The 14,265-nt window shown below is 69.4% G+C and carries 19 protein-coding genes; 12 read left to right on the forward strand and 7 right to left on the reverse strand.

Going from position 1 to position 14,265, the window contains the following annotated elements; genetic code table 11:
- Positions 1-77: 77 nt before the first annotated feature.
- Positions 78-491, reverse strand: a complete 414-nt coding sequence (locus tag WDJ58_RS08975) for a universal stress protein (RefSeq protein ID WP_338917341.1) — start codon at positions 489-491, stop codon at positions 78-80.
- Between the two features lie 74 nt (positions 492-565).
- A complete protein-coding gene (locus WDJ58_RS08980) occupies positions 566-1,021 on the reverse strand; it encodes a hypothetical protein (RefSeq protein WP_338917342.1) in 456 nt (151 codons plus the stop codon).
- A gap of 96 nt (positions 1,022-1,117) precedes the next feature.
- Here WDJ58_RS08980 and WDJ58_RS08985 point away from each other — a divergent pair, with 96 nt between their 5' ends.
- The 8 genes from WDJ58_RS08985 to WDJ58_RS09020 all read left to right on the forward strand — a co-directional run bounded on the left by WDJ58_RS08985 (position 1,118) and on the right by WDJ58_RS09020 (position 8,016).
- Complete coding sequence (locus WDJ58_RS08985; RefSeq protein WP_338917343.1) at positions 1,118-2,389, forward strand: glycosyltransferase family 87 protein; 1,272 nt, start codon at positions 1,118-1,120, stop codon at positions 2,387-2,389.
- 40 nt (positions 2,390-2,429) lie between these two features.
- Positions 2,430-2,882, forward strand: a complete 453-nt coding sequence (locus WDJ58_RS08990; protein ID WP_338917344.1) for an acyl-CoA thioesterase — start codon at positions 2,430-2,432, stop codon at positions 2,880-2,882.
- 60 nt (positions 2,883-2,942) lie between these two features.
- Positions 2,943-4,445 carry a TraB/GumN family protein gene (locus WDJ58_RS08995; protein ID WP_338917345.1) on the forward strand — a complete coding sequence of 501 codons (1,503 nt, stop codon included), beginning with the start codon at positions 2,943-2,945 and terminating at the stop codon, positions 4,443-4,445.
- Complete coding sequence (locus WDJ58_RS09000; protein ID WP_338917347.1) at positions 4,442-5,071, forward strand: metalloprotease; 630 nt, start codon at positions 4,442-4,444, stop codon at positions 5,069-5,071. The genes WDJ58_RS08995 and WDJ58_RS09000 overlap by 4 nt, the downstream gene beginning before the upstream one ends.
- Complete coding sequence (locus WDJ58_RS09005; RefSeq protein WP_338917348.1) at positions 5,071-5,412, forward strand: DUF4112 domain-containing protein; 342 nt, start codon at positions 5,071-5,073, stop codon at positions 5,410-5,412. Before WDJ58_RS09000 ends, WDJ58_RS09005 begins: the two co-directional genes overlap by 1 nt.
- A gap of 53 nt (positions 5,413-5,465) precedes the next feature.
- Positions 5,466-6,356 carry a mechanosensitive ion channel family protein gene (locus WDJ58_RS09010; RefSeq protein ID WP_338917349.1) on the forward strand — a complete coding sequence of 297 codons (891 nt, stop codon included), beginning with the start codon at positions 5,466-5,468 and terminating at the stop codon, positions 6,354-6,356.
- Between the two features lie 73 nt (positions 6,357-6,429).
- The gene (gene purM / locus WDJ58_RS09015; RefSeq protein WP_338917350.1) at positions 6,430-7,443 is read left to right on the forward strand and encodes a phosphoribosylformylglycinamidine cyclo-ligase; all 1,014 of its coding nucleotides are present in this window, start codon (positions 6,430-6,432) and stop codon (positions 7,441-7,443) included.
- 414 nt (positions 7,444-7,857) lie between these two features.
- Positions 7,858-8,016 (forward strand): hypothetical protein, encoded by a 159-nt coding sequence (locus WDJ58_RS09020; protein ID WP_338917351.1) that lies wholly within the window; start codon positions 7,858-7,860, stop codon positions 8,014-8,016.
- A 55-nt stretch (positions 8,017-8,071) separates the two neighbouring features.
- On the opposite strand, the gene psmB is transcribed toward WDJ58_RS09020, so the two are convergent.
- Positions 8,072-8,785 carry an archaeal proteasome endopeptidase complex subunit beta gene (gene psmB, locus WDJ58_RS09025; RefSeq protein ID WP_338917352.1) on the reverse strand — a complete coding sequence of 238 codons (714 nt, stop codon included), beginning with the start codon at positions 8,783-8,785 and terminating at the stop codon, positions 8,072-8,074.
- A 224-nt stretch (positions 8,786-9,009) separates the two neighbouring features.
- Positions 9,010-9,192: a hypothetical protein gene (locus WDJ58_RS09030; RefSeq protein WP_338917911.1), complete on the reverse strand. Its 183-nt coding sequence runs from the start codon at positions 9,190-9,192 to the stop codon at positions 9,010-9,012.
- Between the two features lie 258 nt (positions 9,193-9,450).
- Between WDJ58_RS09030 and WDJ58_RS09035 the strand changes: the two genes are divergently transcribed.
- From WDJ58_RS09035 to WDJ58_RS09045, 3 genes are all read left to right on the forward strand, one after another.
- A complete protein-coding gene (locus tag WDJ58_RS09035) occupies positions 9,451-9,816 on the forward strand; it encodes a DUF555 domain-containing protein (RefSeq protein WP_338917353.1) in 366 nt (121 codons plus the stop codon).
- Between the two features lie 137 nt (positions 9,817-9,953).
- Positions 9,954-10,502: a CBS domain-containing protein gene (locus tag WDJ58_RS09040; RefSeq protein ID WP_338917354.1), complete on the forward strand. Its 549-nt coding sequence runs from the start codon at positions 9,954-9,956 to the stop codon at positions 10,500-10,502.
- 192 nt (positions 10,503-10,694) lie between these two features.
- Positions 10,695-10,913 (forward strand): hypothetical protein, encoded by a 219-nt coding sequence (locus WDJ58_RS09045; protein WP_338917355.1) that lies wholly within the window; start codon positions 10,695-10,697, stop codon positions 10,911-10,913.
- Here WDJ58_RS09045 and WDJ58_RS09050 read toward each other — a convergent pair.
- Entirely contained in the window at positions 10,910-12,154 is a 1,245-nt protein-coding gene (locus WDJ58_RS09050) for an AI-2E family transporter (protein ID WP_338917356.1), read from the reverse strand. The genes WDJ58_RS09045 and WDJ58_RS09050 overlap by 4 nt on opposite strands.
- Positions 12,155-12,311: 157 nt before the next feature.
- On the opposite strand from WDJ58_RS09050, the gene WDJ58_RS09055 reads away from it, so the two are divergent.
- Positions 12,312-13,112 (forward strand): succinylglutamate desuccinylase/aspartoacylase domain-containing protein, encoded by an 801-nt coding sequence (locus WDJ58_RS09055; protein WP_338917357.1) that lies wholly within the window; start codon positions 12,312-12,314, stop codon positions 13,110-13,112.
- A 52-nt stretch (positions 13,113-13,164) separates the two neighbouring features.
- Here WDJ58_RS09055 and WDJ58_RS09060 read toward each other — a convergent pair whose 3' ends face one another.
- Both WDJ58_RS09060 and WDJ58_RS09065 read right to left on the reverse strand, forming a co-directional pair.
- Positions 13,165-13,614, reverse strand: a complete 450-nt coding sequence (locus tag WDJ58_RS09060; protein ID WP_338917358.1) for a UPF0179 family protein — start codon at positions 13,612-13,614, stop codon at positions 13,165-13,167.
- Positions 13,615-13,638: 24 nt separating this feature from the next.
- Positions 13,639-14,040 carry a DUF5820 family protein gene (locus tag WDJ58_RS09065; protein ID WP_338917360.1) on the reverse strand — a complete coding sequence of 134 codons (402 nt, stop codon included), beginning with the start codon at positions 14,038-14,040 and terminating at the stop codon, positions 13,639-13,641.
- Positions 14,041-14,265 lie beyond the last annotated feature (225 nt).

Genomic DNA, 14,265 nt, shown 5'->3' on the forward strand with positions numbered 1-14,265 from the left:
TAAAGGTACGAACGGTCGCGGTCGTCGCGATCGCACTCGCGGGGCCGGACCCCCGGACCGACGGGCGCGGCCCGGACTCAGACCGTCAGGACGGGCTGGTCCGCGTGTTCGAAGACGTGGTCGGCGACGCTACCGGTGCGGTGGCCGGGGGTGTGCCCGACCGAGCCCATCACGATGACGTCCGCGCCGATCTCGTCGGCGTAGTCGAGTATCTCGTACTTCGGGACGCCGTGGACGGACCGCCGCTCGAAGGGGACGCTCCGCTCCGTGGCGAGCCCCTCGACCTCGACGAGGAACCCGCGGCCGGCGTCCTCGATGATCTCGGTCGACAGTTCGGCGGTGCTCAGCGCCGGCTCGTCGAGCAGGTGGGTGTCGACCACGAACACCGCGTGGACGGTCGCGTCGTACCGGGACGCGAGGTCGACCGCGTACTCGGCGGCTCTGCGCGCTCGCTCGCTCCCGTCCGTGGCGACCAGGATGGTCTCGTACATGGTACTTTCACCGGCTGTAGTAGGCCACGTTCCAGCATAACGCCGTCGTGGGCGTGCGCCGAACGCCGTGGCGATCAGAAGTCGGGCAGGTCGTCCGGGGCGTCGAACGCGGACTCCCACTCGATGTACTCCTCCTTCAGGACCTCCGAGACCACCTGCCCGAGTTCGGTGAGCCCGGCGTTGATACCCGAGACGGTCCCCCAGGAGTCCAGTGCGGGGTGGATGTCGCGTTCCTTCCAGTCCTCGGGGAGGCCGGGGGCGTGGTAGCCCACGCGGTCGGCGAAGTCGTCCCAGAAGAAGTCGAACCGCCGGACGAGTTCGAGGTCGGTGACGATGCGCCACTCCCGCTCGCCGAGGTCGCTGTGTTCGGCCCACTCGTTGAACGCCCGCTCCCACGCGCCCTCCTCCAGGTACTCCTGGAGCTCCTCCCTGCGGTACTCGTCGCCCTGGACGTCCACGTCGTCGTACTCCTCGGGGTCGAACGCGGGCTGGAGTTCGGGCGGGTCCGGGGCGGGGACGTCGAGGCTCATGGGCGGTGGTACGTCGTCCGCCGAGATAAGCCCGGCGCGGACCGCCGACGGCACCACACCGTCACCGGGAAGTGCAGCGTCCGCGAGCGGGCGAGCATGGACCACGGAGGCCCGCCACGAGCGGGGGCCAGACTCGTGCTCGCGTCGGGCGTCCTGTTCGGCCTCGCCTACCTCGCGTACACGTTCACGACCGCGGCCGAGGAGGTCGCACTCGACTTCGAGGTGTACTACTTCGCCGCCGAGGCGGTCCTCGACGGCGGGCCGCTCTACGGCGTCTCCCCCGTCGGCGTCGACTACCTCGTCTACGCCTACCCGCCGCTGACCGTCCTCGCCTTCCTCCCGCTCACGCTCCTGCCCCCGTTTGCCGCCTACCTCCTGTTCACGGCGCTCAACCTCGGGGCGGGCCTCCTCGCGGCCCGGCTCCTCCTCGGGTTCCTCGCCCGCCACGGTCGAGCCCTCGACCGGGTAGACAGGACCCTCGTCTACGCCTTCGTCGTCCTGTCGGTCCACGCGATGCCGTCGACCGTGTTCGGGCAGGTGAACCTCCCGCTCGCGCTCGCGCTCGTCGTGGGGTTCGACTGGCTCGACCGGGCCGCCAGTACGGGTTCGACCGAGGGCCGCCGCCGGCGGGAGTCCCTCGCGGGTTTCGCGTTCGGCCTCGCGGCGTTCGTGAAGGCGTTCCCCGCGCTCGTCGGCGTCTGGCTGCTCCGGCGGCGGGCCTGGCGGGCCGTCGCCGCCGCAGTGGTGACCGGAACCGTCGGACTGGCTCTCGGTCTCCTCGCCTTCGGCCCGGAGACGACGGTCGCGTACGTGACCGAAGCCCTCCTGCCGCGGGCGAGCGACGATGCGTTCGCCGGCGGGCTCGACCCCGGGGCGGCCTACGTCACCGTCAGACGACCCCTGTCGGTGCTGTTCCCCGAACTGGGGTCGCTCGGGCTCACCGCGACGGCGTTCCTCGTCGTCGCGCCCGTCGTGGCGGCGTTCTACGCCCGCCTCGACACGGGGACGCTCCTCGGGCGGCTCGTGGGCGCGTACGCTACCGTCGCGGGGATACTCACCTTCCTCCCCTCCTTTCCCGTGTACATGGTTCTGCTCTACTTTCCCGTCGTTCCCCTCCTGGTCGTCCTCGACGGACGGCCCTACCGGGTGTTCGCCGCGGGCGCGCTGCTCTGGAACCTCTCGATCCGGTTCGACGACCTGCGGTCGGTCCTCGACCCGCTCGGCGCGGACGGGGTCGCGGCGGCCCTGGAGCCCCTCTTCGCGCTCGCCACGCCGCCGCTCGTCGGTCTCTGTGTCATGGCCCTGGGATGCTGGCTCGCGCTCGGATCCGGGCGAGATCCCACCGACGGCGAACCCGATGGGTCGTAGGACGCAGGGCTTTCTCCCCCCCGTATCGAAGGGGAGTGCGATGCCGACGCTCTCTAGCACCCACATCGAGAACCGGTGGATGGTCCAGCCCAACCACGCCAACTCGCTCGGCTCGGTCCACGGCGGGAACGTCCTGAAGTGGATGGACGAGGCGGGGGCGATGGCGGCGATGCGCTTCGCGGGCGAGTCCTGCGTCACGGCGCGGATCAACCGGCTCGACTTCCGCCGACCCATCCAGGTGGGCGACACGGCGCTCATCGAGGCGTACGTCTACCGCGCGGGTCGGACGAGCGTGAGCGTCCGTCTGCGGGCCTACCGCGAGGACCTCCGGACGGGCGAGCGCGAGCTCACCACCGAGTCGTACTTCGTCTACGTCGCCGTCGACGAGGACGGCCAGCCGACGGCCGTCCCCGAACTGGAGGTCGTGAGCGAGGACGACGAACGGCTCCGCGAGGCCGCACTCGAAGGTGAGCCGGGCGAGGAGGGGGACTGAACGGCTCGGCGACGACCGGAGTACGACAACTGTTTATCGGGTCCACCACTTCGTCCGCCAATGAGCGACGCCGCCGAGTCGACGGGCGAGGGTCGCGGCCGGATCACGCTCGTCGGGACCGCCCACGTCTCCGAGACGAGCGTCCGCGAGGTCGAGGAGACCATCGCCGCGGAGTCGCCGGACGTGGTCGCGGTCGAACTCGACGAGGGCCGGTTCAGACAGATGCGCGGGGAGACCCCCAACGACCTCGACGCCAGCGACCTCCTCCGGGGGAACACCGTCTTCCAGTTCCTCGCCTACTGGGTGCTCTCGTACGTGCAGGCGCGGCTCGGCGACCGCTTCGACATCAAGCCGGGCGCGGACATGATGGCCGCCGTCGAGACCGCGGAGTCGAACGGGATCGACGTCGCGCTCGTCGACCGGGACATCCAGGTGACGATACAGCGGTTCTGGGCACGGCTTTCGGCCACCGAGAAGCTCCGGCTCGTCGGCGGGCTGGCGATGGGTGCCGTCGATCCCCTCGCCATCGGTGCCGGCGTCGGTCTCTCGGTGGGCCTCTTCGTCGCGATCCTCGCCGAGGCATTCGCCGGTCCTCTCATCCTCCCGGCGGCGCTCGGCCCCGCGATACTGGTGGCGCTCGCCGACGGGCTCGTGCTCGCGGCGGTCGTCGGCCTCGGAATCGCGGCGGCCATCGCGGCCGTGCTCTCCCTCACCGCGCCCGACGAGTCCGAGTACGAGGAGTTCGACATCGAGAGCCTCACCGACTCGGACGTCGTGAGCGCGATGATGGAGGAGTTCCGTCGGTTCTCCCCCGGCGGGGCGGAGGCGCTCATCGACGAGCGCGACGCCTACATCGCTCACAACCTCCTCGGCCTGCGCGAGTCGGGCCGGCACGTCGTCGCGGTGATCGGCGCGGGCCACCGCGAGGGGATCGAGCGGTACCTCGCGAACCCCGGGACGCTCCCGCCGATGGCCGAACTCACGGGGCAAGAGACCGGCTCGCGGTTCTCGCTCTACAAGGCCTTCGGCTACCTGTTCACGCTCGGGTTCCTGGTCTTCTTCGTGCTCGTGGCGATGGCGGGCGTCCGACAGGCGTTCCTCTTTCAGCTACTGGCGGCGTGGTTCGTCGTCAACGCGGTGTTCGCGTTCGGCCTCGCCAAAATCGCGGGCGCACACTGGACGAGCGCGGGCGTCGGCGGGGCCGTCGCGTGGCTCACCTCGGTCAACCCCCTGCTCGCGCCGGGCTGGTTCGCCGGCTACGTCGAACTCCGGTACATCGACGTCAACGTGGGCGACATCTCGACGCTCAACGAGCTGCTGGGCGACGAGGACCGTCCCATCCGGGAGCTCCTGGGTGCCATGCTCGACGTCCCGCTGTTCCGGCTGATCGTCATCGTCGCGCTGACGAACGTCGGGAGCTTCATCGGCAGCGTGCTGTTCGTCGCCGTGGCCGTACCGGCGCTGTTCGCGGGCGCGGGTGTCGAGAGCGCGGGCGACGTCGCCGCGCTGATGCTCCGCGGGGCACGCAACAGCCTCGATCTCGTCCTGGGGTGGCTCTCGTGAGCGTCCGCTTCTCGACCCGCGAACTGGGCGACTTCGGTATCGCGTGGGTCGCGCTCGGCGTCGCGTTCACCTTCTTCATCCTCTCGTCGGTCGGCCGGTCGCTGTTCGCCGTCTTCTCCTCGGCCGGAACGGGACTGCTCCTCAGGGTGTTCCTCGTCTCGATGCTCACCGTCGGCGTCGCGTTCCTGCTCCACGAACTCGCCCACAAGGTCGTCGCGGTCCGGTTCGGCCAGGTCGCCGAGTTCCGAGCGGACTACACGATGCTCGCGCTCGCCGTCGGTGCCGGGCTCGCGGGCTTCCTCTTCGCCGCCCCGGGGGCGGTCTACCACCGCGGTCGGATCACCGACCGCGAGCGGGGGCTCGTGGCGCTCGCCGGTCCCGTGACGAACCTCCTGCTGATCCCCGTCTTCGCCCCCCTCTTCCTGCTCGCGGGCGGGTTCCTCGGCGAGGTGGGCCAGCTCGGGATCACCATCAACGCGGCGCTCGCGGCGTTCAACATGCTCCCGTTCGGCCCGCTCGACGGCCGGACGGTCCGCTCGTGGTCGAACGTCGTCTTCGGGCTCGCGTTCCTCGCAAGTGCAGGCACCGGGATTATTGCGATCCTGTTCGTTGGGTTCCCCTACTGATGTCCACCAGCGTACACCCCGGACTCGAACGCGCGGAGCTCGTCGCGGACCTCATGGACGACGCCATCGAACTGCCCGTCCTCGGCAAGGTCGGGCTCGACCCGCTGATCGGTCTGCTCCCGGCCGCCGGCGACAGCGTGTCGGCGCTCATCTCCCTGTACATCGTCTTCGAGGCCTGGAACGCGGGCGTCCCCCGATCGAAGCTCGCGAAGATGGCCGGCTACATCGGCCTCGACTGGGCCGCCGGGTCGATCCCGGTCGTGGGCGACCTCTTCGACGTCTACTTCCGGGCGAACCGCCGGAACGTCCGGCTGTTCCGCGACCACATCGAGTCGGCGTAGACCGGACCGGGCCGTCGCGGAACTTTTCGTACGGGGGTCCTACCGCCCGAGATATGTCCGCAGTCGCGTCCACGCTTCCCTTCCAGATCCAGACGGCTACTCCCGGGGTCGGAGTCGGAGAGCTCGCCGACTACCTCCCGGACCTGATACGAGCGACGTGGTTCCTCGTCGGGTTCGTCGCGATCGTCCTGATCGGCTGGTTTGGCGTCGCCCCGCTCGCGTCGAGCGTCGTGCGGCGACGCAACCGCAACAACCCGACGATCGAGGAGGCCATCTCCCGGTACGTCCGCCTGCTCGTCGTCGTCGTCGCGTTCTTCGTCGGCGCGGGTGTGGCGGGCTACGGGGCGTTCGTCGGCGGCTCCGCCATCGTCGTCGCAGCCGGCACGCTCGCCATCGGCGTCGCGGGGCAGTCGGTGATCGGGTCGATCGTCAGCGGGCTCGTCCTCGTCCTCGATCCCGAGTTCAACGTCGGTAACTACATCGAGTGGCCCGATGGCGAGGGGACCGTGCGGTCGATAACGCTCCGGGTCACCCGCGTCCAGACACCGGAGGGGAAGCTCGTCACGGTGCCGAACACGGTGCTCACGAGCCAGGCGGTCACGCGGCCGTTCGGGCAGGGTCGCCAGCGCGTCATAGAGCATGTCGACATCGCGTACGAGGACGACGTCGGCGAGGCCCTCAACTACCTCGAGGCTGCGACCGAGGAGGTGGAGAAGATCGCCGAGGGGCCGAGCCCGAACGCCTACGTCGAGGAGTTCGGCCCGGACTCGGTCACCATCTCCGTCCACTACTGGATCGAGGATCCCCGGCCGCAGGACCTGCTCTCCGTCCGGTCGGCGTACGCGCGGGCGGCCAAGCACCGGCTCGACGCGGCAGATATCACCATCAGCCCAGCCTCGAAGCGCGAACTCCAGGGGCGCATCGCCGTCGAGGGCTCCGGGTAAGCGGTCCGCGAACGCGGCCCGGGCTCTCCCCGAGACCGACGGCCTTTTCTCCGCCTCGCGCGCCCCCCCGGACATGACCGGCGACCCCGCTGACGACGCAGACGACGCGACGGGGGGAGTGGACGAGGGGATGACCTACGCCGGAGCGGGCGTCGACATCGACGCCAGCGAACGGGCCACCGCGGCGCTCGTCTCCGCCGTCGGCGCGTTCGAGGGCGACTTCGCCGGATTGCTCGACATCGGCGACCGCTACCTCGCGCTCGCCGCCGATGGCGTCGGGACGAAGCTACTCGTCGCCGAGGCGCTGGGCGACTACTCCACCGTCGGTATCGACTGTATCGCGATGAACGCGAACGACCTCGTCGCCGCCGGGGTCACGCCCGTCGCGTTCGTCGACTACCTCGCCGTCGACGACCCGGACGACGAGATCGCCGAGCAGGTCGGCGCGGGGCTCTCGGAGGGCGCGGAGATCGCGGACGTCCACCTCCTGGGTGGCGAGACGGCCGTGATGCCCGAGGTCGTGAAGGGGCTCGACCTCGCGGGGACGTGTGCGGGCCTCGCGGGGAAAGAGGAGACGTTCGACGGCGAGGCCAGCGAGGGCGACCTGCTCGTCGGCTTTCCGTCCTCCGGCATCCACTCGAACGGGCTGACGCTGGCGCGGAAAGCCGCCACGAAACGCCACGAGTACACCGATCCGTTCCCCGACTCCGCCGAGGACCGCTCGATCGGCGAGGTCCTGCTCGAACCCACCAGGATCTACACCGACCTCCTCTCCCACCTGCACGCCGTCGAGACGCACGCCTGCGCGCACGTCACTGGCGGCGGGTGGACGAACCTCTCGCGGATGGGCGCGTTCGAGTACCGGATCGAGGACCCGTTCGACGCCCAGGCGGTGTTCGAGTTCGTCAGGGACGAGGGCAACGTGTCCGACGAGGAGATGCACCGGACGTTCAACATGGGCACCGGGTTCGTCGCGAGCGTCGCGCCCGACGCCGCCGACGAACTCGTCGAGCGGACCGGGGACGGCCGGGTCATCGGGCGGGTCGAGCCGGGCGACTCGGTCGAGATCCGTGGGCTCTCGTTGTGAACCGGGGGGTACCCTTACAGCGTGTCCCCGGGTGGTCGAACGGTTTCCATCGATCCCTTCGGTCTCCATCGGTCCGTCCACGGTGCGGGAGGATGTCCACTATGTGACCGTCTAGTCATGAAGTAACGTTATCTACGAGTACGGTAGTTTCAAGCTCGGTGACGGGACATGTCGAGAACCGACCACCCGGACGGCCTGGCGGGGCGTCGCGCATCCGGTTCGGAGACCGATGATCACGGGCGGGTCGTCGGCCGAGGGACGGATCCAAGACCCGTTGGCGGGCGGAAGACTCGCGCGGAGGACGGACGGAACGCCTACGAGGTGACGTACGCCTTTCACGGCCATCTTCGCGGGGCGTGTGGTGAGGCATTGAGCAGGGCCAGTGAGGAGCTGTCGTCGCTCCGGTCCGAAGGTATGGACGTCGCGTTCCGCGGGGCGACCCTCCGCGTGGACGCCGAGGGTCGGGTGATCACGGCGTCCGTGCGGTTCGTGGCATCGGACGAGGGGGCCATCGCCCGGCTGAACTGCCGTGCGGCGCTACCGGTCAGTGGGATCCGCCGGACCGAACCGTAGGCGATCCGCAGACGAGCCGACGTCGCGGGACGCGGGGACCGGGGAACGGCCCGTCCTACAGGACCTCGTCGAAGTTCTTGTGGCCGCTGATCTCGACGCCCTCGTCGGTAACCTCGGCGAGGAAGACGCCGTTACCGGAGCCGGTGTCGCGCTCGACGGCGGCCTTCACGCCCGAGGCGGCGACCTGCTTCGCCTCCTCGTTGGACATGTCGTCGCGGTACTCGCGTTCGAGCGTGCCGTAGGCGACGGTGAGCCCGGAGCCCGTGACGGTGTAGTCGTCCTCCATGACGCCGCCGGCGGGGTCGATGGAGTAGACGTGGTTACCCTCGGCGTCGACGCCACCGAGGATGGGGTTGATGGCGAAGAACGGGCCGCCACGGGCGAAGTTGCCGGCGAGCGTCGCCAGCGCGCTGATGCTCATCGGCTTGCCGCGGCGGGCCTCGTAGAGGTTCACCTCGGCGCGGAGCGACCGGATGAACGACTGGGCACCACCCACCGATCCGACGAGCGTGAGCGCCGCCGTGGGGTGGATCTGCTCGACCTTCTGGACGTTCTTGTTAGAGACGAAGCGGCCGCCGAGCGACGCGCGCATGTCCGTGGCGATGACGACCCCGTCGGCCGTGGAGATGCCGATGGTCGTCGTCCCCGTGGAGTTGACCTTCTCGGCGTCCTTCTCGGAGACGTCCGGGAGCGACCCCAGTTCGGGCTCGTAGACGGACGACTCGAAGTCCTGTCCGGTCCGCGGCAGGGAGAAATCGGTCTGTCGCATTACCCCATCGTAGAGGGGAGACGCTGATAAATCCCACCCTTCGGGCGCGGGACGCGACCGCAGGGAGCGTCCCGGAGCGGTGAACGCCTTGCCGTAGCTCGGTGTGGCAAGTGTGGGGCCTCGAACGGACGAACGGCGTCCGGAGGGGTCACGAACCGGATCCGCCGGGGACGTGACTTAGGCGCGAACGGCGGACGAAGCGACTCGCGAGCCGTGGAAGTCGTTCACTCCTTGGCGGCGGCCTCGTAGGCGCCGCCGAGTCGGTCGATCAGTCGTCCGACCGGGAGCCGAACCCCTACGCGCCGCGCGAGGAGGGCGACGGGAAGGAGGGCGATACCGAGGACGATACTCGTCTGGTACAGCGCGAACAGGCTCGTACGGCGCAGCCGTGCTTCCATGGGCTTCACCGCGTGGCGACCCGCTACCCCCGCATAAACTTTGTCAACCGTACGAGCTCTGAGAGCGGAGGTACCCCTCCGCTGTACGGCGATTCAACTCCACTTGCGACGAGTCAAATTTGGCTGGGATCGCGGCGTCCGGAGGCGTATCGACTCGATCGCTCACAGTCGGGGTTCGCGTAAGTTATGGGGATATTCGCGGTCGCGTACGCCGACGTGCCGCGGGGAATCCACAAGACAGTACCCCCTGGAGGTCCCAGCGAGTCCATGAGCAACTACCTCGTCGCCATGGAGGCGGCCTGGCTCGTGCGGGACGTAGCGGAGATCGACGACGCCATCGGCGTTGCCGTCACGGAGGCGGGCCGTCGCCTCAACGATCGGGATCTCGAGTACGTGGAGGTCAGCGTGGGGTCGACGCCGTGTCCGGCCTGCGGGGAGCCGTTCGACTCGGGCTACATCGCCGCGGACACGGCGCTCGTCGGGCTGATCCTCGAACTGGAGGTGTTCAACGCCGACTCGACCGAGCACGCCCAGCGCATCGCCAAGAGCGAGGTCGGCGGCGCACTCCAGGACGTCCCCCTGAAGGTGATCCAGACGTTCGAGACCGACGAGGACGAGGAGGAGACGGACTGAACGGGTCCCGGACGACGAGAACGGGTGACCAGCAGTCCCCGTGTCCGACCCGGTCCGTTCGGGGACCACCAGTCCGTCGGTCCCGGCGGCCCTCGGAGGCCGAACGACTTTTGTATAACCCTGGGTTATGCGGCGGCATGGAGCTACCGACGCCGTCCGACCTGCGGGAGCGGCGGAAGAAGATCGACCTCACGCAGAGCGAACTCGCGGAGATGGCCGACGTCTCCCAGCCGCTCATCGCCCGCATCGAGGGCGGCGACGTCGATCCCCGGCTCTCGACGCTGCGGCGCATCGTCGAGGCGCTCAACGAGGCCGAGGGGGCGGTCCTCCACGCCGCGGACATCATGAACGAGGCGCTCACCTACGTCTCCGAGGACGAGAGCGTCGCGGCGGCGATCGACCTGATGGGCGAGGAGGGGTTTTCCCAGCTCCCGGTCGTCGACGCGGGCGAGACCCCCGTGGGGATCATCTCGAACTCGGACGTGCGGCGGCACCGCGGGGAGGGCGACCTCGACGAGCGCCCCGTCAGGGAGGTGATGGGCGACGGTATCCACACCGTGGGGCCGGACGCCTCGCTCGACGAGGTGAATAGTTATTTGAACTACAACAAGGCGGTCATCGTCCAGCGCGAGGGGCGGATGGTCGGCATCATCACCGAGGCGGACATCGCGGCCCACCTCTCGTAGACCGGCGGTCTCCTCGCGAGCCGCGACGGCGCTCGTGGGCGTGCTGGCGAGCCTCGCGACCGCTCCGCTCGCGGGTCGTTTCACTCCCCGTCTGCTCGCGGCTTCGCCGCTCGCACGGCCCGAGGGACCGGAGGTCCCTCGCTGCTCGCCGTTCCGAGGCGCTCCCGCCGGTCACGCCCCTCGGTCAGCGCCGTGCTCTGGTACTACTTCGATAGCCTGCTGTTCCTCCTGTTCGTCCCGTTCGTCCTCTTCCTGCTCCGGGGGTCGGGAGGGGGTCCCGACGAACGCCGTCCCGAGGTGACCGAGTGCCCGGCCTGCGGGTATCGGATCACCGATCCGGCGCACGACTACTGCCCGCGGGACGGGACGCGCCTCGAACGGGGCCGGCTGCACTCGTCGGACCGCGGCTAGCCCCCGCTTTCGGCGTCGGGTTTCGGGTCGTCCCCGGGCGAGGAGGCGTCCCTGACGCCCGGCTCGACCCCCGAGGGGAGTCCCGTACCGGTGACCTGCGAGGGGTCGACCGCGTAGGGCTGGATGCGCTCACCGTCGAGTAGCTCGGGGAGGACGAGCCGTGCGAAGTGGACCATCACCACCAGGAGCATCGGCCCGAGGAAGAGCCCGTACCAGCCGAACAGGAGCGGGCCGAAGATGTACGCGAACATGATCAGCCCGATGTGGAGGCTCCCCTCGCCCGAGAGCCGGATCCTCACCGAGGGAGGTGACAGCGAGTAGTCGACCTGCGGGCGCTGGCCCGAAACCATCGGCCGGACGACCAGGTCCGGGATGGTGTCGACGACGACGAACGAGAGGAGGACGAACGCGGTCGGCACCCAGTAGACGGGCTCGGCGGACAGGTACTGGACGCCGTAGAGATAGAGCGTGACGGGGACGTAGACGAGCTTCATCCCGACGACGGGGACGAGGCTCGCCGCGCCGGCGAGCAGGCCCACCAGCGCCGGGTAGGGCACCCCCGCCGAGGCGGGCGCGACCATATCGAGCAGGCTGTAGGACAGCGCGCCGAGCGTCCCGGTGAACAGCGCGTTGTAGATGTTCCCCGAGAACACCCGGTAGAGGTCGCGGTCGACGGCGGTCACGAACGCGTCGAGGACGCCGTCGGCGTCGTCGAAGCGCCGGTGGAACCACCGGCTCAGCCGCGGACCGTCCCGTAGGAGGTAGAACGCGATGGCGAGCATGACGAACAGGTGGAGGAGACCGGTCCCGACCAGCCCGAGCGAATCGAGGACGGTGTCGGAGAGGTCCCTCGCGACGGCCTGAACGTCCGGGTCGTTCAGCAGGGTCTCCGGCTGGTTCACCACCTCCGAGAGGCCCACGTAGGGCTGGAGGGCCTGTTCGAACGGGCCGAGGTCGACGGTCTCCTCCAGCCGGTTGAACTCCTGGAGAGCGATGCCGATGGTGTACCCCAGCAGCAGGAGGATGGGGAGGACGACGACGGTCAGCGCGACCGCCGCCGCCAGGCTCCGGCTCGGTATCCGCCGCCGGGTACGCCGGTAGACCGGTCGCGTCGCGTAGTAGATGAACAGCCCGAAGACGAACGTCCCCACGAACGAGTGGAGGACGTAGACGAGCGTCGCGGCGAGTACCGCGCCGATCACACCCCAGGCCACCCGGGAGCGGTCCAGTTCCAGCTCCATGCCGTCTCATTCGAGAGAGTGAATATAAGTGGACGGACCGAGTCGACGGGTCGACGAGCGAGGCCTGGGACACGGGTTCGCCGCGGGGCTCCGCCCGGGGCACACCCATGTTCGAAGCGGGTGACTCATAGGCCCCCGGTGGGAAGTACGGGGCGAGATGCGGGTCGAGACGCTCGGGGAGGGCGAACCGGAGGTGGCCGTCGTCGGTGGCATCCACGGCGACGAGCCGTGTGGACCGCGGGCCATCGAGGCGTTCCTCCGGGACGCGCCGCCGGTCGAACGCCCGGTGAAGTTCGTCGTCGCCAACGAGGAGGCGCTCTCGCGCAACCTTCGCTACGTCGAGGAGGACCTCAACCGGGCGTTCCCCGGCGACCCCGACGGGGAGACACACGAGTCCCGACTGGCCCACGACCTCCTCGCCGAGATCCGTGGACTCACCGTCTTCTCGATCCACTCGACACAGTCCTACGGCAAGGCGTTCGCGCTCTGTGAGGAGCTCGACACGCTCGCCCGGTCGGTGGTGCCACAGCTATCGGTCGAAGCGCTCGTCGAGACCGCCCGGTTCAGCGACGGCCGGCTCATCGAGTATCCCGATGTCCTGGAGGTCGAGGCCGGCCTCCAGGGGTCGGAGGAGGCCGCCGAGAACGCCCTGATACTGATCCGGGAGTTCCTCGCCGCCGTCGGCGCGCTCGCCGAGGAACCCCCGTCGAGCCGGGACGTCCCCGTCTACCGGATGGCCCGGATCGTCCCGAAGGACCCCGCCGAACGATACGAGGTGTACGTCGACAACTTCACGCGGGTCGACGCCGGCGAGCCGTACGCCGCGGCGGACGACGAGGTGCTGTACGCCGAGGAGCCGTTCTACCCCATCCTGATGTCGCCGTACGGCTACGAGGCCGTCTTCGGGTTCATCGGCGAGCTCGTGGGGAAACTCGACGCCGAGACGCCCGCTCGGTGAACGGCGAGTCGGTGGATCGAAGTCGAACGGGGAACGGGAACGCCGCCCTCGCCTACTCCTCCTGCGGGGCGAACTCGACGAGCGTGAGGTCGCGTTCTAGCATACAGTAGTCGTGGGGCGGGTCGCCGACGACCTCGGCGATCTGGTACTCCTCGTCGAACTCGACCCCCTCGGGTTCACAGTAGGTGTGGCTCGGACACTCCGTGTAGGGGCACGGCCCTTCGAGAGCGGTCCGGCTGCCGGCGAACGCCCCCTTCGAGGCGACGTTGGCGAGCGCGCCGGCGGGTTCGACCTCGACGGCACGGACCCCCGTGTCGTGGACGCCACACTCGAGGGTCTGTCCGCCCTCGCGCACGCCCGTCACCCGGTAGCGGTGGCCCTCCGTGAGGTTGAGACACTGCCCGCGGTAGGGGCAGCCCTCGCAGGCGGGGGCCTCGCCGCGGTAGGTGAACTCGGTCCCGACGGCCGCGAGTCGGGTCCCGATGAGCGTGACCTTGGTCATATCCCGGTTAGCCGGTCCCCGGGGTTAAGCCTCCCGACCCGTGAGCCCGTCGAGGCGTTCGAAGTAGTCGGGACGGGGGACCTGGTAGAGCGAGCGGTAGTCGACGTCACCACGGGCGAACTCGGCGGCGAGGGAGAGCGCCACCTCGACGGCGGCGTCGGGGGTGTCGAACTCCTGGGGCGTCGTCGAGACGTCCGGTTCGAGGAACAGCGTCACGACCCAGGGCGCGTCCGGCGGGAGGTTCCGCGTGCCGCCAGGGCGACGCGAGCGGCGGCCACGGGTGACGTAGAGGGTGGGGAGGCAGGCGGGGTCGAACCCCTCGCCGTCGAAGACGTCCGGTCGGTAGGCGAGGACGAGGCGGTCCTCGGCGTCGCTCCAGACGCGCCACCCCTCGGCCAGCGTCTCCCGATCCTCCTCGGCGAGCATGGCCGTGGTACGGTACCGTCGGGTATCAGTCCGGCGGTCGGCGTGATCTCGGGGTATATAAAGCCGGTCTGCCTCCTCGGTTGCCTCTCACCCGCCACACCCTCGCCTCCTCCCGGTTTCGAGGCAATTCGACCGGCGATAGACGGTATCGAAAACGGGTTTCGACCGAGAACTTATATAGTTCTGGTTCTCATAGCTAATATAGTATCGGTGGGCCGCCCACCG

It is taken from the genome of Salinirubellus litoreus (genome assembly GCF_037335815.1).
Lineage (GTDB): Archaea > Halobacteriota > Halobacteria > Halobacteriales > Haloarculaceae > Salinirubellus > Salinirubellus litoreus.